13 protein-coding genes are annotated in these 19929 nt (G+C 71.3%); all 13 read right to left on the reverse strand.

Annotated elements, in window-relative coordinates; all coding sequences use genetic code 11:
• Positions 1-3: 3 nt before the first annotated feature.
• Positions 4-7749, reverse strand: coding sequence for a hypothetical protein (locus SB754_RS13000; RefSeq protein WP_410782722.1), 7746 nt, complete (start codon positions 7747-7749; stop codon positions 4-6).
• A gap of 147 nt (positions 7750-7896) precedes the next feature.
• The gene (cysK, locus tag SB754_RS13005) at positions 7897-8835 is read right to left on the reverse strand and encodes a cysteine synthase A (RefSeq protein ID WP_410782723.1); all 939 of its coding nucleotides are present in this window, start codon (positions 8833-8835) and stop codon (positions 7897-7899) included.
• Positions 8836-8878: 43 nt separating this feature from the next.
• Positions 8879-9820: an NAD(P)/FAD-dependent oxidoreductase gene (locus tag SB754_RS13010; RefSeq protein WP_410782724.1), complete on the reverse strand. Its 942-nt coding sequence runs from the start codon at positions 9818-9820 to the stop codon at positions 8879-8881.
• Complete coding sequence (gene fdxA / locus SB754_RS13015) at positions 9813-10142, reverse strand: ferredoxin (protein WP_410782725.1); 330 nt, start codon at positions 10140-10142, stop codon at positions 9813-9815. Before fdxA ends, SB754_RS13010 begins: the two co-directional genes overlap by 8 nt.
• Positions 10139-11527 (reverse strand): FAD-dependent oxidoreductase, encoded by a 1389-nt coding sequence (locus SB754_RS13020; RefSeq protein WP_410782726.1) that lies wholly within the window; start codon positions 11525-11527, stop codon positions 10139-10141. Before SB754_RS13020 ends, fdxA begins: the two co-directional genes overlap by 4 nt.
• Positions 11524-12300 (reverse strand): uroporphyrinogen-III C-methyltransferase, encoded by a 777-nt coding sequence (gene cobA, locus SB754_RS13025; protein WP_410782728.1) that lies wholly within the window; start codon positions 12298-12300, stop codon positions 11524-11526. The genes SB754_RS13020 and cobA overlap by 4 nt, the downstream gene beginning before the upstream one ends.
• Entirely contained in the window at positions 12297-13232 is a 936-nt protein-coding gene (locus tag SB754_RS13030) for an ABC transporter permease (protein ID WP_410782729.1), read from the reverse strand. The genes cobA and SB754_RS13030 overlap by 4 nt, the downstream gene beginning before the upstream one ends.
• The gene (locus tag SB754_RS13035; RefSeq protein ID WP_410782730.1) at positions 13222-13974 is read right to left on the reverse strand and encodes an ABC transporter ATP-binding protein; all 753 of its coding nucleotides are present in this window, start codon (positions 13972-13974) and stop codon (positions 13222-13224) included. Before SB754_RS13035 ends, SB754_RS13030 begins: the two co-directional genes overlap by 11 nt.
• Before the next feature lie 4 nt (positions 13975-13978).
• On the reverse strand, positions 13979-15067 hold the full coding sequence (locus SB754_RS13040; RefSeq protein ID WP_410782731.1) for an ABC transporter substrate-binding protein: 1089 nt from the start codon (positions 15065-15067) through the stop codon (positions 13979-13981).
• Between the two features lie 11 nt (positions 15068-15078).
• On the reverse strand, positions 15079-16416 hold the full coding sequence (locus SB754_RS13045) for a sulfate adenylyltransferase subunit 1 (protein ID WP_410782732.1): 1338 nt from the start codon (positions 16414-16416) through the stop codon (positions 15079-15081).
• On the reverse strand, positions 16416-17333 hold the full coding sequence (cysD, locus tag SB754_RS13050; RefSeq protein WP_410782733.1) for a sulfate adenylyltransferase subunit CysD: 918 nt from the start codon (positions 17331-17333) through the stop codon (positions 16416-16418). Before cysD ends, SB754_RS13045 begins: the two co-directional genes overlap by 1 nt.
• Positions 17330-18070 carry a phosphoadenylyl-sulfate reductase gene (locus SB754_RS13055; RefSeq protein WP_410782734.1) on the reverse strand — a complete coding sequence of 247 codons (741 nt, stop codon included), beginning with the start codon at positions 18068-18070 and terminating at the stop codon, positions 17330-17332. The genes cysD and SB754_RS13055 overlap by 4 nt, the downstream gene beginning before the upstream one ends.
• The gene (locus SB754_RS13060) at positions 18067-19773 is read right to left on the reverse strand and encodes a nitrite/sulfite reductase (protein ID WP_410783325.1); all 1707 of its coding nucleotides are present in this window, start codon (positions 19771-19773) and stop codon (positions 18067-18069) included. Before SB754_RS13060 ends, SB754_RS13055 begins: the two co-directional genes overlap by 4 nt.
• Positions 19774-19929: the final 156 nt, after the last annotated feature.

The following is a 19929-nucleotide window of genomic DNA, read 5'->3' on the forward strand; positions in this document are numbered from 1 at the left end:
GGTTCACGCCTGCCTGCGGCGACGGTACCCGATCACAGCCAGCAGGACCGCTCCCGTGATCATCAGGCCGGCTCCGACGGCGATGGCGTACCCGCTGAGCACCGACCCGGTGTGGGCGAGCCCCGGGTCGGCGACCGCGACGATGCTCGGGGGCTCGTCGGGGACCGTCACGGCCGACGGCGGCGACGCGACCGTCCCCCCTCCCGCCGTGGTGCCGGTCGCCGTGGCGGTGTTCGCCAGCTTTCCTGCGGCCACATCCGCTGCGGTGACCGTGTAGGTGGCTGTGCAGGTCACGACTGCTCCCGGGAGCACCGTCGCCGCAGTCGCCGGGCAGCTGATCGCCGAGAGCGCACCGGTGCCGGTGAACTTCCCTTCGACGGGTTTCACGTCCGTGAGGGTCACGTTTCCGGTGTTGGTGATCGCGAAGGAGTAGGTGACGACCTGGCCGACCCGGGTGATGAGCTCCGTGTTCGCGGTCTTCACCAGGGCCAGTGCCGGCGCCGGCGGGGCCGGGACGACCACGGTCGACGGCGGCGCCTCCACGACGGAGCCCGTCAGCGGCGTCCCGTGGGCGGTCGCCGTGTTCGTGACCTTCCCGGCGTCCACGTCGGCCTGGGTGACCGTGTAGGTCGCTGTGCAGGTGACCGACGCTCCGGGCGCGAGCGACGCGGCTCCTGCCGGGCAGGACGGTGCGCTCAATGCGCCGGTGCCCGTGAACGCGCCCTCGTCCGGCGCCACATCCGTCAGCGTCGTGTTGCCGGTATTGGTGATCAGGAAGGAGTACGTGATCACCTGACCGACGGCGTACGACGCCTTGTCGGAGGGCGACGCCGACTTCACGACGGTGATGCCGGGCGACGGCACAGCGGTGACGATCGCCGTGGAGGGCGGCGACACCGGCGGGGTGCCGGATGGCGGCGTCCCGGTCGCAGTGGCGGTGTTCGTGATCTGGCCCGCATCCACGTCCGCCTGGGTGGCGACGTAGGTCGCGGTGCAGATCACCGACGCCCCGGGAGCCAGCGGCCCGGTCGGGCACGTGGCGGCGGGGGCGGTTCCCGTGCCGGAGAACGCCGTCTCGGCGATCGTCACGTTGTCCAGCGTGACGTTGCCGGTGTTCGTGGCCACGAACGAGTAGGTGACCGACTGTCCGGCAGCAGTGATGGTGGTCGGCGTGGCCGACTTCACCAGGCCGATCGACGGGTTGGACGGCGCGGGGATCTTCACCTCCGACGGCGGCGACTCGACGGGCGGTCCGGACGGCGGCGTGCCGTGCGCGGTCGCCGTGTTCTGCACGGAACCCTGATCCACATCCGCCTGGGTCAGCGTGTAGGTCGCCGTACAGGTCACCTGGGCTCCCGGGAGCAGCGTCGCCGCCCCGGCCGGGCAGGTCGCCGCCGACATCGAACCGGACCCGGTGAACGCGGTCTCCCCCACCCCGACGTCCGTCAGGGTCGTGTTGCCGGTGTTGGTGATCAGGAACGAGTAGGTGACCTCTTGCCCCACCGTGAAGTGGCCCGGATCGTTCGGGGTCGCCGACTTGACGATCGTGATGGCCGACGCGGGCGGCACCGTGACGATCACGGTCGACGGCGGCGACACCGGAGGCGGACCCGAGGGCGGCGTCCCGGTCGCGGTGGCCGTGTTGGTCACCTGGCCGGCGTCCACATCCGCCTGGGTGAAGGTGTACTCGGCGGTGCACGTCACGGCAGCGCCGGGTGCGAGAGATGCTGCGCCCGCCGGGCACGCGATCGTCAGTGCGCCCGTGCCCGAGAAGGCGGTCTCATCCACCGTCACATCGGTGAGGGTGGTGTTGCCGGTGTTCGTCACCAGGAACGAGTAGGCGACCGTGTCGCCGACCTTCCCGGCCGTCGCCGGTGTGGCCGACTTCACCAGCGTGATGGCCGGCGCGGGCGGCACCGTGACGATCACGGTCGACGGCGGCGAGACGGGAGGCGGACCCGAGGGCGGCGTCCCGGTCGCGGTGGCGGTGTTCGTCACCCGACCAGCATCCACATCCGCCTGCGTCAGCGTGTAGTCCGCGGTGCACGTCACCGTGGCGCCCGGTGCAAGGGAGGCTGCACCCGCCGGGCAGACCGGTGCGCTCATCGTGCCCGTGCCGCTGAACGCGCCTTCGACGACGGTCACATCGGTGAGGGTGACGTTGCCCGTGTTGGTGACCAGGAACGAGTAGGCGACCGTGTCCCCGACCTTCCCTGCCGTCGTGGGGGTGGCCGACTTCACGACGGTGATGGCCGGCGCCGGCGGCACGGTGACGATCACCGTCGAAGGCGGCGACACCGGAGGCGGACCCGACGGCGGAGTCCCGGTCGCGGTGGCCGTGTTCGTCACCTGGCCGGCATCCACATCCGCCTGCGTGAGCGTGTAGTCCGCCGTGCACGTCACCGTGGCGCCCGGCGCGAGGGAGGCTGCGCCCGCCGGGCAGGTGATCGCCGACAGGGTCCCGCTGCCCGAGAACGCGGTCTCGTCCACCGTCACGTCGGTGAGGGTGACGTTACCGGTGTTCGTGACCAGGAACGAGTACGTGACCTGGTCGCCGACGGCCCCGCCGGTGGCCGGCGTGGCCGACTTGACCACGGTGATCGCCGACTCCGGGGCGGCCGTGACGATCGCCGTCGAGGGGTTCGACACCGGCGTCGACGCGTCCGGAGCGGTGCCGGTGGCGGTCGCCGTGTTGGTCACCTGACCGGCATCCACGTCGGCCTGCGTTGCGACGTAGGTCGCCGTGCAGGTGACCTGACCGCCGGGGAGCAGAGTCGCCGGCGGACACACCGGAGCCGGGGCGGCGCCCGTGCCCGAGAAGGCCGTCTCGGTGACGGACGGATCCGTCAGGGACACGTTGCCCGTGTTGGTCACCAGGAAGGAGTAGGTGACCGTCTGGCCCGCCGCGGTGATCGTCGTCGGGGTCGCCGACTTGACCAGGCTGATCGCCGGGTTCGACGGAGCCGGGATGGTCACCTCGGACGGCGGCGACACCGGCGACGGGCCCGTGGGCGGTGTGCCGGTCGCGGTCACATCGTTCGTGATCGACCCCTGGTCGACATCCGCCTGGGTCACGGTGTAGGTCGCCGTGCAGACCACCTGCGCGCCGGGTGCCAGAGAGGCCGCCCCGGCCGGGCAGACCGGCGCGGACAGGGTGCCGGAACCGGTGAACGAGCCCTCGATCGGGTGCACGTCGGTCAGGGTGACGTTGCCCGTGTTCGTGATCACGAACGAGTACGTCACCACCTGGCCCACCGTGAAGTGGCCCGCATCGCTCGGCGTCGCCGACTTGACGATCGAGATGGCCGGCGCCGGAGTGGCCGTCACCACCGCCGTCGACGGGGGCGAGACCGGAGACGGACCGTTCGGCGGAGTGCCGGACGCCGTGGCCGTGTTGACGATCTGCCCGGCATCCACGTCCGCCTGGGTCGGCGAGTACGTCGCCGTGCAGGTGATGCTCGCACCGGCGGCGAGGGATGCCGCGCCGGCCGGGCAGTCGATGACCGGCGGCGTCCCTGTGCCGCTGAAGGCCGTGTCCGTCACGGTCACGCCGGTCAACGGGACGTTGCCGGTGTTGGTCACCAGGAACGAGTAGGTCACCGGCTGGCCGGCGGCGGTGATCGTCGTCGGAGACGCGGACTTCACGAGCGAGATGCCCGGGATCTGCACCGGCGTGTTGGTGGAGCAACCGTCCGCGGCGCACGTCCCGCCTGCTCCGGTCGGGATGGCCGTGTTGGTCAACGACAGGTCGCCCGTGTCGGTCGCGTCGACCTTCACCTGGTAGGTGATGGTCGCCGTCGATCCCGGAGCCGGCGCGACCGCGAGCGGGCCCGACCAGCTCAGCGTTCCGCCGTTCTCCGACACGGTGCCCGCCGTCGCGGTGGCCGATCCGGCGACATAGGCGCCGTCGTCGGTCACTCCCGCCAGCGCATCGCTGAACGAAGCCGAGTCAGCACCCGTCGCCGCGTAGGCGGCGGTGCCGGTGTTCGTCACGGTCACCGTGTAGGTCACCACGCCGCCCTGCAGCACGGCCGCAGGCGCTGCGGACTTGCCGACGGTGTACGAACGCACCGGGGTCGTCACCGTGCAGGCGGGATCCGCGGAGCCGGTGGGGCAGTTGCTCGCCCCCGGAGGTGTGACCACCGTGTTGGCCAGGACCTTGTCCCCCGTGTCCGGATCCTTCACCGTCACGGAGTACGTGATCGTGATAGTCTGTCCCGGCATGATCGCCGGTGCGGTCCACCCGAGGATGCCGCCGGTGACCGTGGGCGTCCCGGCCGTCGCCGTCGCGTCACCGTTGTAGGTGGCGTCGTCCAGCACGCTGGAGAGGTCGTCGCTGATCGACGGGTTCACGAACGGAGCGGAGCTCGTCGCCGGCTCGGTCACCGTCACGGTGTAGTGGACGACCGCGCCCGGCGTGGCCGCCGCACCAGCATCGGAGGTCTTGGTCACGGTGTACGGCTCGGGCACGACGAACCCGGCCGGGTCGCTCGCGGTCAGCGCGGGGCCGCTGGGCGGGGTCACCGAGGCCGACGCGGTGTTCACCGTCGTGCCGACCGTGGCCGTCAGCTGGCAGCTGAACACCTGGGAGGCACCCGCGGCGAGGGAGGCGATGGTCCCTCCACAACCGGGGGCCTGCGGGTCGGAGACGACCACGCCGGCGAGCGCGCCGGTGCCCTTGTTCGTGGCGATCACCTCGAACGGCACGGTGTCACCTGCCGCGTACTGGGCGAATCCGGCAGCCGTGTTCGCGTCCAGCCAGGAGGGGTTGGCCGACGGGTCTGCGGGGCTCGGGTTGCCGCCCTTCGCCAGCACGTACTTCTTCAGGTCGAGCGCGTAGCAGTCCCCGATCGTCGTCGTCGCCGACGACAGCATCGGCAGGGCGGTGTGACCCGCGATGCTGTTCGCCGAGTTCACCATCACCTGGCCGGGCTTGTTGTCGCCCGCCGCCGGCGCGGTGCAGCTGGCGCCCGCGGGCGTGGTGAAAGCGATCCGGATGTTCTGGCTGGCCCCCGGGGCGAGCGCCGGGCCGATGATGCGCACCGCGGTCGGCTTCGCCGGCTTCGTGGTCGTCCAGCCGACGGTGTTTCCGGTGATGCTGCCCGGCGTTCCGCCGTTCGATGCGGAGCGCGGGTCGTTGCTGAGCGAGCCGGTGGATGCGGTGCTGTAGTACACGGTGGCGCCAGCGGGCGCCGTCACACCCGTGACCGTGTAGCTGCCGTCGATGGTGGTGCCCCGGCCGTCCGACGTGCTGGGAAGGATGTCGATGGTGTCGGTGTAGGGGTTGTTCACCGGGTCCTGGGAGGTGACGACGAGGTCCCAGGCCGACGAGTCGCCGTAGAACGACAGCGTGTTCGCTTCGACCGACTTGCCGAGCGTCGTCGCTCCGTTGTTCGGGACCCGGACGCTGGCGGTGGCCTGCCGCGCGGCGACGGCGCGGTTGTCGCCGGCGACATCGATCTGCGCCGTGTTCGTGAGCACCGTGCCCGGCGCGATCGACCCGTTCGCGGGGATCTGCGCCTTGTACGTGATCGGCTGGGCGGTGTTCGCCGGCACGTTCGTGAACGTGTAGGTCAGCACCTGCTGGCCGGAGCCGTTCGTCGAGAGCGTCGGCGTCGGCGTGCCGGAACCGGCGACGTACGTCATCCCGGTCGGAAGGGTGTCCGTCACGGTGAAGGTCTGCCTGGGCGGACTCTGCACGGCCAGGTCGGCTTCTGCGGTGAGGTTGAACGTGACCGGGACGCCGGGCTGCGCCGTCGTGCTCGGGGTCGTCTTCGTGATGACGCCGGTCGGTCCCTGGATGCGCATCGCATCCCGGATGCCGTTGGTGTTCGGCCCGTAGGTGCTCCCGGGGATGGTCCCCGTGGCGTTCGGGTTGGTGCTGATGTTGATGTAGTTGTTGAGCGTCGGGTAGCCCGGGAAGGTGGTCCCCGTGTTGTACGGGGCATTGAACGCGCCGACCACCCACGACTCCGCGCCGATCGGCGCTGTCGGCGGTACGTACCCCCACACCCGCAGGAAGTGGTGGAACTGCTTGTCGACGGCCGGGTTCCAGGTCATCTTCACGGCTGTCACACCGGCCGGAAGGCTCACGATGCACTTGTCATCCGAGTATGCGGGCGAGATCGACGCCGTCTGCGTGGAGCATCCGGCCGGCAGCGGGGCCGAGATCCACGGGCTTCCCGCCACGCCGACCGGCTCACCGCAGGTCTCGGTCTTCGTGTTCAGCGCATCCGTCCGGTACCAGATGTGCGCCGACGTCATGTTGGAGTACGACGCTCCGTCCGCGGCGAGGAAGTCCGCGTAGCGTGGCGTGAACGCGGCCGGGTTCTGGATCATCACACAGGAGCCCGCCAGATCCGCGCCGCCGGGTCCGCTGTAGGTGGACCAGGTAACGCTGTCGGCCTGGCCGCCGAGCGGCTGATCCGCAAGCGTGTAGGGGCCGGGATTGGTCGAGGAACCGGCGGCCGGCCAGGGGAACGTCTTGGTCTGCGCCGCTCCGGGGGCCGCCCACAGGTTCGCATCCCAGGGCGAGCGGCCGGCGGTCGGGCTGCCCATCCAGATCATGGAGAAGACGCCGGGGGTCACCAGCGTGGTGCCCGACGAGTCGTTGGCGGTGCTGGTCTCGGCCTGGCTCACGCCGTCGACGAAGGTGAACGGAGTCGGCGTCGCCGTGAACGTCACACCCGTGGTGGCGGTGATCGGGGTGGTGTAGCTGAACTTGAGCTGACCCGCCGCGATGAAGGTGCTCGTGGACGGGATCGCGTTGCCGAGGCTGTCGGTCGTGGGGACGTGCTGCAGCGAGTAGTCCAAGCCGCTCAGGGTCACCGTGTAGTGCGTTCCGCTTCCGGTGATGGTGCAGGTCGGGGCGTTCGTGCGGCTGGGGAAGGCGGAGCCCGAGTACGGAACCCCGGTCGCCTGGGCCGAGTCGTCGACCGGCGCGCAGCCCTCCCACTGGAGGCCGGGGAGCTGGCCGGCGACCGACACGCCGATGTCGACGGTGAACGAGTACGTCGCCGGCCCCGGGATGCTCCCGGTCGTCATCGCGACGCCGTAGTCGACCACGATGGACGGACGGTTTCCGCCGCTGCGGCTCGAGATGGTCGACTGCTGGTAGTTCTGGTTGGGGGCGCTCAGCACGAGGTCCATGCCGTGGGTGCCGGTGATCGGGATCCCGGTCGTCGCCGACGGGCCCGCCGTCGCGACCGCCGAGTCGGAGGTCGCGATGCCCGACACGGCGAGCCTCGACCCGACCGCTCCCGTCGCCCGCACAGCGGCCTGGATGACCGTCGCCGTCCCCTCCGTGATCGTGCCCAGGTTGCAGACGAGGGTCGATCCGTTGGCCGAGATCGAGGAGGCCGGTGTCACGCCTTTCGTCTTGCAGACCGCCGGGATCGAGGCGAATACGCCGTTCGCCACGGTGAGGGTGGCCCGCACATTGTCGACCGGGTTGTTGGCCTGCGGGTTCGTCGCGTCGTTCGTGCTGATGTGCCACTCGGAGGTGACCGCGGCCCCGTACGGCGCGCTCGCCGGGCTTCCCACCCAGTTGCTCGTGATCTCGTGCACCGCGGTCGTCGCCGCATTCGCGGGTCCCGCCAGGCTGAAGACGGAGATGGCCGCGACCGCGACGGCCGCTGCGGCCGCCAGAACCCGGTGGCCGCGCGTGGGCCGGTCGCCGAACCAGAACAGGGACCGGATGCCCGACCCCGACCGGCGGACACCACGCTGAGCAGACGTGCGACGCGTCACAGGAAGCCTCTTTCGGTTTCGCCGCGACGCCACCCGAGCACGCGGTCACGCTGAGCTAATCGCACCGCCGAGCGGTGACGCCACAACAACCGGCGCTTTTCACCCCGGGTTCACCCTGGACGCGCCCCGATCACCCCCGGTGGGGGGTCAGTCCGCCAGGTCCGCCCAGAGCGCGGTCGAGATGTACCGCTCGCCGGTGTCGGCGATCACGGCGACGACGGCCTTCCCGGCGTTCTCCGGACGGGAGGCGACCTGGAGGGCCGCCCAGACGATCGCGCCGGAGGAGATCCCGGCGAGGATACCCTCCTCGCTCGCCAGTCGCTTCGCCGTGGCGATCGAGTCGTCGAGAGCCACGTCGACGACCTCGTCGTACACCGACGTGTCGAGGATCTCGGGGACGAAGTTGGCGCCGAGACCCTGGATCTTGTGCGGGCCGGGCTTGCCGCCGGTGAGGATCGGGGAGTCGATCGGCTCGACCGCGACCACCTTCACGTCGGGCTTGCGCTCCTTGAGCACCTGGCCGACGCCGGTGATGGTGCCGTCGGTGCCGATGCCGGCGACGAAGATGTCGATGTCGCCGTCGGTGTCCGCCCAGATCTCTTCGGCCGTGGTGGCGCGGTGGACGGCGGGGTTGGCCTCGTTGGCGAACTGCCGGGCCCAGACGGCGTTGTCCGTCTCTGCGACGATCTGCTGCGCCTTCTCGACCGCGCCGCGCATCCCCTCTGGGCCGGGCGTGAGCACGATCTCCGCGCCGAACGCGCGCAGGAGCACACGACGCTCGGTGCTCATCGTCTCCGGCATGGTGAGGACCACCCGGTAGCCGCGTGCCGCGCCGACCATCGCGAGCGCGATGCCGGTGTTGCCACTGGTGCCCTCCACGATCGTCCCGCCGGGTCGCAGGTCGCCCGACTTCTCGGCTGCGTCGATGATCGCCACGCCGATCCGGTCCTTGACGCTTCCTGCGGGGTTGAAGAACTCCAGCTTCGCCAGGACCGTCGCGCCGGCGCCTGCGGCGATCCGGTTGAGCTTGACGAGCGGCGTGCGGCCGACTGCTTCTGTGATGTTCTCGTAGACCTGTGCGGACACGGGGCTCTCTTTCGGTTGAGGGATGGGTGGAGGCGGACCGGGCTCAGGCGAGCTCGGTCAGTGGGCGACGGGCGACCCGCGCAGACGGCAGGTCGTCGACGATGGTGGCTGCGGCCCGGGCGCCGTTGCCGGCGGCGATGATCATCTGCTGCGGTCCCGGCGCTACCACATCGCCGGCCGCGTACAGCCCGGGAACGGACGTCCGGCCGCCGTCGTCGGTGACGAGGAATCCGTCGTCGGACCGGTGCGGATGGAGGCCGCCGAGGAAGTCCGTCGCGACGTGCCATCGCGGGCGGACGAAACCGCCGTCGATCGGGAAGGACCGTCCGTCCTGGAGGAGGACGGAGTGCACCGCTCCGCGTTCCCCGTCGAGGTCGGCGACCGCACCACGCTCGACCCGGATCCCGAGCGCTGCCAGGGCGGTCTCCTCCGGCTCGGTGACAACGGGAGCCGCATTCGTGAACACGGTGAGGTCGTCGGTCCAACGGGCCAGGTGCACCGCCCGCCGGGCGATGTCGGGGGTCTCACCGATGAGGGCGAGGGCCTTGCCCCGCAGGTCCCAGGCGTCGCAGGCGACGCAGCTGAAGACGCTCATCCCGTAGAACGCGCGGATGCTGGGAACGCCGGGAACCGTCTCGGTGAGCCCGCTGGTCAGCAGCACGGCAGACGTCTCGACCGACCGATCCTCGCCGGGACCTCGACCGGCGATGTCGACGGTGAAGCCGTCGCCGTTCCGGCGGAGGGAGACGACCGACCGCCGCTCCACCTGCTCGACATTGTCGTAAGCCGCGAGTTCGGCCTTCGCGAGCGCACGCAGCTCGGTGGGGCGGATGCCGTCGCGGGTCAGGAAGCCGTGCGAACGGAGGGTGGCGGCGTTGCGGGGGCGGCTGGCATCCACCAGCACCGCATCCACCAGCGCCCGCGCCAGGTTCAAGGTCGCCGAGAGCCCGGCCGGGCCGCCTCCGACCACGACGACGTCAGCCATGCGCGGCCAGCTGCGGCGGGAGCGCGGCGATGAGGGGGTGGTCGTAGGTCTGGGGGCCGACCTTGGATGCTCCGCCGGGGTTGCCGAGCTCGCTGAAGAACTCGATGTTCGCGGCATGGTAGTCGGCCCACTCTGCGGGGAGGTCGTCCTCGTAGTAGATCGCCTCGACCGGGCACACCGGCTCGCACGCTCCGCAGTCCACGCACTCGTCGACGTTGATGTAGAGGGAGCGCTCGCCCTCGTAGATGCAGTCGACCGGGCACTCGTCGATGCAGGCGCGGTCCTTCACATCCACGCAGGGCAGCGCGATCACGTAGGTCATCGGACGATCACCTCGCGGTTGGAGATGGCGACCTGCTCGTCGCGCGGCACGACCTTGACCCGCTCGCGCACGACCTCACCGGCGAAGTCGGCGCCGAGGGCCCGCTCGTGGGCGTCGAGGGCGAGCCACCCCTCCCACGTGGTGAAGCGCACGCCGCGGGAGGCGAAGAAGTCGAGCACCGCTTCTTCTCCCGGGCGGGGCGCCTCGGCGAGCGCGGCGTGGTCCTCGAGCAGCTTCTCGATGGTCTCACCCGCGTCGCTCTTGGTGTGGCCGATCAGACCGACCGGGCCGCGTTTGATCCAGCCGGTCGCGTAGAGACCCGGCACCGGCTCGCCGTCGTCGAGCACGCGGCCGCCGTCGTTCGGGATGACCCCGCCCGCCTCGTCGAAGGGGACGTCGCGCACAGGGGTGCCCCGGTAGCCGATCGCCCGGTAGACGGCCTGGACCTCGTAGTCGACGAACTCGCCGGTGCCGCGGATGCCCCCGGCCCCATCCGGTTCGGTGCGCTCGAAACGGAGACCCGTGACGGCGTGCTCGCCGAGCACTTCGACCGGCTTGTGCCAGAAGTGCAGGTGCAGACGACGCGGCGCACCGGTGGGCTCGCGGTCGCGCCAGGACTGCAGGATGCGCGCCATGACCTTGGCCTGGTTGCCCGCCGCGCGCCGCTCGCCGGTCGTCACGTCATCACCGGGGCGGCCGAAGTCCTCGTCGTAGAGGACGATGTCGACTCCGGGAACCTCACCGAGCTCCCTGAGCTCGATCGGGGTGAACTTGATGTCCTCCGGACCGCGGCGGCCGAAGACGTGCACGTCCTCCACCGGCGAGGCGGCGAGGCCCGCGTGGACGTTGTCGGGGATGTCCGTCGTCAGCAGGTCGGCCGGGTGCTTGGCGAGCACGCGGGCGACGTCAAGCGCCACGTTGCCGTTGCCGAGCACCGCGACCTGCGGGGCGTCGAGCGGCCAGTGGCGCGGCACGTCGGGGTGGCCGTCGTACCAGGAGACGAAGTCGGCCGCGCCGAAGCTCCCCGGGAGGTGCAGCCCCGGGAGGTCGACCACGGAGTCGCGCTGAGCGCCGGTGGCGAAGATCACCGCGTGATAGAGGGACTGCAGCTCGTCGACCGTGATGTCGGCACCGACCTCCACGTTGCCGATCAGGCGCACGGATCCGTCGGACAGCATGTCGTGCAGGGAGGTGACGATGCCCTTGATGCGCGGGTGGTCCGGGGCGACGCCGTACCGGATCAGACCGTACGGTGCGGGGAGCGACTCGAACAGGTCGATCCTGGCGTCGATCCCCGCCTCGGCGGCGCGCGTGCGCAGGATGTTGCCGGCGTAGATGCCGGCGGGTCCGGCGCCGACGACGGCCACTCGGAAGGGTCGGGTCATTGCTGTGCCTCTCGTGTGGGTTCGCTGCTGTGCGATGCGATGGGGGTGGGAACGAGGTCGGAGTCCGCCAGCCGCACGACGTCGCCGACGACGATGACGGCCGGCGACTGCACGCCGCGCACGGCGGCCTCGGCGGCGATGGTGCCGAGCGTGCCGACGGTCACGCGCTGACCCTCGCCGTAGCCGTCCTCGACGATGGCGACCGGGCAGTCGGCGCCGCGGCGGCCTGCGGCCAGTGTCGCGGCCGTCGCGGCGAGCCCGGAGACGCCCATCAGCAGGATCACCGTGTGCTCGGGGCCTCCCGGGACGTCGTCGATGTCGGTGTGCGCGGACAGGACGGTGAAGCCTGCGGCGACGCCGCGGTGCGTGACGGGGATGCCCGCGATGGACGGGACCGCGATGGCGCTGGTCACCCCGGGCACGACCTCGACCGGGACGCCGGCGGCCCGGCAGTACTCGGCCTCCTCGCCGCCGCGCCCGAACACGAACGGGTCGCCGCCCTTCAGCCGCACGACGCGCTTGCCTGCGCGGGCGTGCTCGACCAGGAGCTCGTTGACCTGCGACTGGGGCACCGGGTGGTGGTGCGGCCGCTTGCCGACGTCGATGACCTCCACGCCGGGCGCGAGGTCGTCGAGGAGGGCGCGCGGGCCGAGCCTGTCGGCGATGACGACATCGGCGGCAGTGAGCAGCTGACGGCCGCGCACGGTGATCAGGTCGGGGTGGCCCGGGCCGCCGCCGACCAGGGCGACGGAGCCGACGCGCTGCTCGGTCATCGGGATGCCCCCGTCAGTCCACGGCGGCGCAGCAGGGCGCGCTCGACCGGTGCGAAGAGGACCAGCTCGACGACGATGCCTACCACCAGGATGGTCAGGATCGTCGCCAGCACGGTGGGCAGATCGGCGAGCTCCCTGCTCTGCTCGAGCATGGAGCCGAGGCCGAAGCCGAGCGAGCTCGCGATGATCTCGGCGGCCATCAGCGACCGCCAGGCGAACGCCCAGCCCTGGCGGAGGCCGGCGACGTAGCCGGGCAGCGCGGCCGGGAACAGGATGCTGGTCTGCAGCCGGCGGCGGTTGGCGCCGAGCACCACGCCGACCCGGCGCAGCTGCGGGGGCACCTGATCGATGCCGGCGAGGAGGCCGTTGACGATCGACGGGATCGCGCCGAGCAGCACGACGAAGTACACGGCGGCGTCCGTCAGCCCGAACCAGAGGATCGCGGCAGGGACCCAGGCGACCGACGGCAGCACCTGGAGGCCGGAGAGGATCGGGCCGACAGCCCGGCGCAGCCAGCGCACCTCGGCCAGCAGCAGCCCGAGCGGAGTGGCGATCACCACGGCGAGCAGGAACCCGAGACCGCCCCGGCCGAGGCTGGTCGCGATGGCCGTGCCGAGGCGGCCGGAGGTCGCAGCGTTGCCGATCGCCGACGCGACGTCGGCCGGGCCAGGGTACAGATCGGGTCGAGGGTGGGCGATGACGGTGTACAGCTGCCAGGCGGTCAGTGCGGCGACCACGAAGATGGCGGTGGGCAGGGCCGCTCGGACGATCCGGCGGGCGCGTCGCGGGGCGGCCTCCCGGTCGGTCTGGAGCGAGTCGAGCCCGGCCTCCAGCGCGTGCAGCTCCGAGACCCCGGTCCGGGCGGATGCGGATGCGGGAACGGGCGCGGACCCCGGTGCGACGGTTCCGGTCACGGCGGCTTCAGGCGGCATTGCGGATCAGCTCCTCTCGCAGACGTCGGGTGATCTGGTCGTCCAGGCGGGCAGTCTCGACGGGGTCGGCGCCGGCGCGCACGGTCGGCGGAACCTCCCACTCGTCGGCCACGCGACCCGGGCGCGAGCTGAGCAGCACGACGCGCTGGCCGAGTCGCAGGGCCTCGCGGACGTTGTGGGTGACGAACACGATGGTCCGGCCCGTCCGGCGCCAGATCCGCTCCAGCTCGACGTGCAGCAGGTCGCGGGTGATCGCGTCCACGGCGGCGAAGGGTTCGTCCATCAGCAGCACGTGCCGATCCTGTGCGAGGGCCCTGGCGAGGGCGACACGCTGGCGCATCCCTCCGGACAGCTCGTGCGGCCTCCGGTCGGCGGCGTGCGAGAGCGAGACCAGCTCAAGGAGCTCGTCGACGCGCGCCCGGCGCTTCCCGCGGGGGAGGCCGCCGAGGTCGAGGGCGAGTTCGACGTTGCGGCGAGCGGTCAGCCAGGGCAGCAGTGCAGCATCCTGGAACATCATGGCGACGGGCCCGCTCGGCACCCTGACCTCGCCGGCGGACGGCTCGTCCAGGCCCGCGACGAGGTTCAGGATGGTCGACTTGCCGCACCCGGACGCCCCGAGCAGGCAGACGAACTCGCCGTCGCCGATGCTCAGGTCGACGCCGTCGAGCACGACGGGAGCCGTCGCGCCGAAGCGCTTGCTCACTCCCGCCAAGGTGACGGCGGTGCGGTCTCGGTCGCTCACGGTGCTACCCCAGGCCGCCGGACGAGATGACCGGCTGTTTGGCGGCCGCCCGGACGGCGTTCAGCGCGGACAGGTCGAACAGCCCGGCGAGCGATCCCTTGGTGCCCAGCCCGACGGTCGTCGCGTGCGTGACGAGCGTCGGGAAGGTGGCTGCGGCCGGGTCGACGGTGAACGTCACGTGCTGGAGGGCGCGGGTGATCACCGGACCGGTGAGCGTCTTGCCGGTGTCCGCCTTCAGCTGCGCGTTGATGTCGGCTGCAGCCGCAGTAGTGTCCTTCAGCGCGGCGACGGCGTCGGCGTTGCCCTTCACCAGGGCCTTCACCGTCTGGGGATGCGCCTTGAGGAACGAGGTCGAGACGGCCAAGACGGTGGTCGGGAACGTCCCGCCGGGCCACAGGCTCGCCTCGTCGACGAGCACCTTCGCCCCGCCGTCGACCACGAACCGGGACACCCACGGCTCCGGGACCCACGCGCCGTCGAGCTTGCCCGCCTGGAACAGGGTGAGCGCCTGAGCGTTGTCCGTCGGCGCGATGGTCAGGTCGCCGCCGCCGGTGAGCGAAGCGTGCAGCCCCTTCTTGGTGAGCCAGTAGCGCAGCGCCACATCCTGGGTGTTGCCCAGCTGCGGCGTGGCGATAGTCCTGCCCTTCAACTGGTCGGCCGAGGTGATCCCCGGCTTCACGACGAGGGCGGCGCCCCCGACCGCGACGCCCGACACGATCTTCAGCGACTGGCCGGCGCTCTTCAGGTAGGAGTTGATGGCCGGGCTCGGCCCGATGTATGCGGCGTCGATCGCTCCGGCGCTGAGGGCCTCGATCTCGGCGGGCCCTGCGTTGAACTGGCTGGTCTTCAGGGTCGTCTTTCCGAGGGCCTTTTGCAGCAGGCCCGTGTGGATGCCGACCAGCGCCGGCGCGTGGGTGACGTTGTCGAAGTAGCCGACCCGGATGGTGGCGGCCGGAGTGCCCGCGCTCCCCGAGGCGCCTGTGCTCGCCGCCGTCGCACCCGCGCAGCCGGTGAGGCCGATCGCGGTTGCGGCGACGACCAGGGCGACGGCGGTGCGGACCAGGGTGGTGGCGGTGCGGAGCGGAGTTCGCATCGGAGAGCCCTTCAGGAGGAGACGATGCCGGCGGCGAGGGTCGCGCCGGACTGCGGGTGGATGAGCAGGAAGGCGCCGGTGCTCCGGTTGACCGCATACGGTTCCACGGGGAGCGCCTCGGCCAGCTGCAGGGAGACGTGGCCGATGTCGTTGACCTCGAGCGCGTCGGCGGGCACCACCTGCAGCGTGGTCAGGTCGCGCCGGCCGGCGATCGCGGTGAGCCGGGCCTGGACCGTTGCCGTGCCCCACTTCAGGAGGAGCCTGGCGCCAGGCACGGCACGGGACGCATCCAGCCAGAACAGCTCGGCGGACAGCTCGGCCGACGGCTCGGGGACGGTGCCCGCGGCGGCGATCACCGCACCGCGCGCCACGTCGAGGTCGTCGGCCAGGCTGAGCGCGACCGACTGCGGCGCGACCGCGGAGGACACGCTCCTCCCGGCGACGTCGATGCGCGTGACGACGGTGGTCGCGCAGCCCGGGTGAACGGTGACCCGGTCGCCGACGCTGACGGACCCCGAGGCGATGCGCCCGGCCGCCGACCGGTAGTCGCGGTAGTCGTCCGCCGCAAGCTCCGGCGCCAGAGCACCCTGCGGGCGGAGGACGAGCTGCACCGGGAGCCTCAGCTCCTGCGCGGTGGCCTCCGCCTGGTCGGCGGTCGGCAGCGACTCCAGCAGTTCCAGCAGCGCGGGTCCGTCGTACCAGGGCGTGCGCGACGATCGGTCGGCGACGTTGTCGCCGTCGACGGCGCACACCGGCACGACGTGGAGGCCGTAAATGCCGAGCTCTGCGGCCACGAGCACGAGGTCGTCGGCCACCTGGGCGACGCGATCCGCGTCGAACCCGATCAGGTCGATCTTGTTGACGGCCACGATCACATGCGGTACCCGCAGCAGGCCGATCACGGCGAGGTGGCGACGGGTCTGCTCCAGCACGCCGCTTCGGGCGTCCACCAGCAGTACGACCGCGTCGGCGGTGGTCGCACCGGTGACCATGTTGCGGGTGTACTGCACGTGGCCGGGGCAGTCGGCGAGGATGAACGACCGTGCGTCGGTGGCGAAGTACCGGTAGGCGACGTCGATCGTGATGCCCTGCTCGCGCTCGGCACGCAGCCCGTCCGTGAGCAGGGCGAGATCGAGTCCGCCGGCCTCGCCGCCGAAGCCCCGCTCGCGCGAGGTGCGCTCGACCGCCGCAAGGTGGTCGGTGAGGATCGCCTTGGAGTCGTGCAGCAGGCGGCCGACCAGGGTCGACTTCCCGTCGTCCACCGACCCGGCGGTGGCGAACCGGAACAGCGTCCCGCGGGTCGTGATGTCGACGGCCGGCCGGGTGTTCTCGTCGAGCTGGAGCGTCATCAGAAGTATCCCTGCCGTTTCCGGTCTTCCATCGCGGCTTCGGAGATGCGGTCGTCGGCGCGGGTGGCGCCGCGCTCGCTGAGCGTGGAGGCCGCGACCTCCCGCACCACGGCGGCGACATCCCGCGCGTCGGACTCCACCGCGCCGGTGCAGCTCATATCGCCGACAGTGCGATAGCGCACCAGCCGCCGCTCGACGGTCTCGCCGGGATCGGGCGGCGACACGGGTCCGGTGGCCCGCCACATGCCGTCACGGGAATACACGTCGCGTTCGTGCGCGTAGTACAGCGGCGGGAGCTCGATGCCCTCCCGCTCGATGTAGCGCCACACGTCCAGCTCTGTCCAGTTGCTGATCGGGAACGCCCGCACGTGCTGGCCCGGCGTGTGCCTGCCGTTGTACAGGCTCCACAGCTCGGGCCGCTGGTTGCGCGGATCCCACTGCCCGAAGCCGTCGCGCAACGAGAGGATGCGTTCCTTCGCACGCGCCTTGTCCTCGTCGCGGCGGGCGCCGCCGAACACCGCGTCGTGCCTGCCCGCTTCGATCGCGTCCAGCAGGGGAACGGTCTGCAGCGGGTTGCGGGTTCCGTCGGCGCGCTCGGTGAGGCGGCCGTCCTCGAGGTAGTCCTGCACTCGGGCGACGCCGAGCGGGATGCCGAACCGCTCAGCCGTCGCGTCGCGGAAGTCGAGGACCTCCGGGAAGTTGTGACCGGTGTCCACGTGCAGCAGCGAGAACGGGATCCGTGCCGGCCAGAAGGCTTTCGCCGCCAGGTGGAGGACGACCACCGAGTCCTTGCCGCCGGAGAACAGCAGGACCGGCCGTTCGAACTCGGCGACGACCTCCCGGATGATGTGGATGGACTCGCTCTCCAGCTGGTCGATCAGGTCGAGCGACGGCGGAGCGGTCAGGACGCCGGTCATTGGTGCAACCCGCATTCGGTCTTGGCGAGCCCGGCCCAGCGGCCCGAGCGCGGGTCCTCCCCTTCGGCCACCGGCTTGGTGCACGGTTCGCAGCCGATCGACGGGTACCCGTTGGAGAGCAGCAGGTTGAGCGGCACCGCGTTCGCGGTGGCGTAGTCGAGCAGCTCGTCGAACGTCCACGCGGCGAGCGGGTTGACCTTCACCAGGCCGTTCTTCTCATCCCACGCGACGTACGGCGTCGCGGTGCGGGTGGGCGCCTCCTCGCGGCGGACGCCGGTGAACCACAGCTCGTATCCGCTCAGCGCGCGCTGCAGCGGCTCGACCTTGCGACGGGCGCAGCACAGATTGGGGTCGCGGGCGAACAGCTCCGGGCCGAACTCGGCGTCCTGTTCGGCGACGGCCTGCCGCGGTGTCACATCGACCACGCGCACGTCGAGGGAGCGGGCGACCTCGTCTCGCGTCGCGTACGTCTCCACGAAGTGGTAGCCGGTGTCGAGGAACAGCACGTCCACCCCGGGCAGTGCAGAGGCCACGACGTGCGGGAGGACGGCGTCGGCCATGGAGCAGGCGACGGCGGTGTGCTCCACGGCGAAGTTCTCGGCGACCCAGCGGACGATCCGGTCGGCCGTCGCGTCCTCCAGCTCGCGGGCTCCGCTCTCGGCGAGCGCCCGGAGCGCGTCCGCCGAGCGCAGCCCGCCCGGCCTCACGGGCGGACGGCCCAGGTTGATCGCGCTCACTGAAGTGCCTCCTCGTCTGCCCGGTGCGCCCACTCGGCGAAGGTCTCCGTCTCCGCACGGTCGGCGAGGAACCTCGTCACGACCCGCTCGACGTAGTCGGCGATCCCGTCGGCCGTGACCTTGAGGCCGCGGACCGTACGCCCGAGCCCGGCCTCGTCACGGTCGCGCGAGGCGAGCCCGCCGCCGAGGTGTACCTGGAATCCGGGCACCTGCCCGCCGTTCCCGTCGGGGAGCAGCTGGCCCTTCAGCCCGATGTCGGCGGTCTGGATGCGCGCGCAGGAGTTGGGGCAGCCGTTGACGTGGAGGCTGAGCGGCGCTGGGAGGTCGAGCCCCTCCAGCCGCCGCTCCAGCTCCTGCACCGCGGTCGTGGCCGTCACCTTGGTCTCCACGATGGCGAGCTTGCAGAACTCGATGCCCGTGCAGGCGATCGTTCCCCGGCGGAACACGCTCGGGCGCGCGGACAGGCCGAGAGCCTCGAGCTCCGCAACGGTCTGCTCCACGGCGGTCTCGGGGATGTCGAGGGCGAGGATCTTCTGGTGCGGCGTCGTGCGCAGCCGGGACGAGCCGTGACGCTCCAGCAGGTCTGCGAGGGCGCCGAGCATCGTGCCGGAGACGCGGCCGACGAAGGGGGTGACCCCGATGAAGTACCGGCCGTCCTTCTGCTTGTGGACCCCGACGTGGTCGCCGGCACTCGTCGGCGCGGCCGGGGCCGGGCCGTCCGCCAGCGGGGCGCTGAGGTACTCGGTCTCGAGGACCTCCCGGAACTTCTCCGCGCCCCAGTCGGCGAGGAGGAATTTCAGGCGGGCCTTGTTGCGCAGCCTCCGATACCCGTAATCGCGGAAGATCTGCACGACCCCGTGCCACACCTCCGGCACCCGCTCGGCCGGCACGAACGCGCCCAGCCGCTCGGCAAGCCGCGGGGTGGTCGACAGACCGCCGCCGACCCACAGGTCGAATCCGACGCCCCGTTCGGGATGCTCGACCACGACGAACGACACGTCGTTGATCTCGTGGACCACGTCCTGGCTGGGGTGCCCGCTGATCGCGGTCTTGAACTTGCGAGGAAGGTTCGCCAGCTCCGGGTCGCCCAGGAATCGCTCGGCGATCTCCTCGATGAGCGGCGTCGGGTCGATCAGCTCGTCGGCGGCGATCCCCGCGACCGGCGAACCGAGGAACACACGGGGCACGTCGCCGCACGCCTCGGTCGTCGACAGCCCGACGGACTCCAGCCGCCGCCAGATCTCGGGCACGTCCTCGACCCTGATCCAGTGCAGCTGGATGTTCTGCCGGTCGGTCAGGTCGGCGGTGTCGCGCCCGAACTCGGTCGAGATGCCCGCGATCGTGCGCAACTGCTCGGTCGTCAGCTGGCCGCCGTCGATCCGGACCCGCAGCATGAAGTACTCGTCCTCGAGCTCGTGGGGCTCGAGCGTCGCGGTCTTGCCGCCGTCGATTCCGGGCTTGCGCTGCGTGTACAGCCCCCACCAGCGGAACCGGCCGTGGAGGTCGGTCGGATCGATGGATGCGAAGCCACCGTCGGCGTAGACGCGCTCGATGCGCTCCCGCACCGCGAGACCGCCGTCCTCCTGCTTCCAGGCCTCGTTCGCGTTCAGCGGAGCCTTCCCGTCGACCGCCCACTGGCCGTTCGGCCGGGCGTCCGACCGGCGCGGCCGGGCAGCCGCCGGAGCGGTGCGCTGTTCGGAGATCGTCACGCGGTAGGTCCTTCCCTCCGCCACGGGCGGATCGAGTAGGGAACCTAGGACGGATGCGAGGTCCGGCGGAAGGGCAAGGGTAATAAATGGACGCAATCCAGAAATGCCCCGCTTGCCGTCGGGCATCCTGGTCGGGCCGCGCGCCACCGC

Source organism: Leifsonia sp. SIMBA_070 (assembly GCF_046534635.1).
GTDB lineage: Bacteria > Actinomycetota > Actinomycetes > Actinomycetales > Microbacteriaceae > Leifsonia.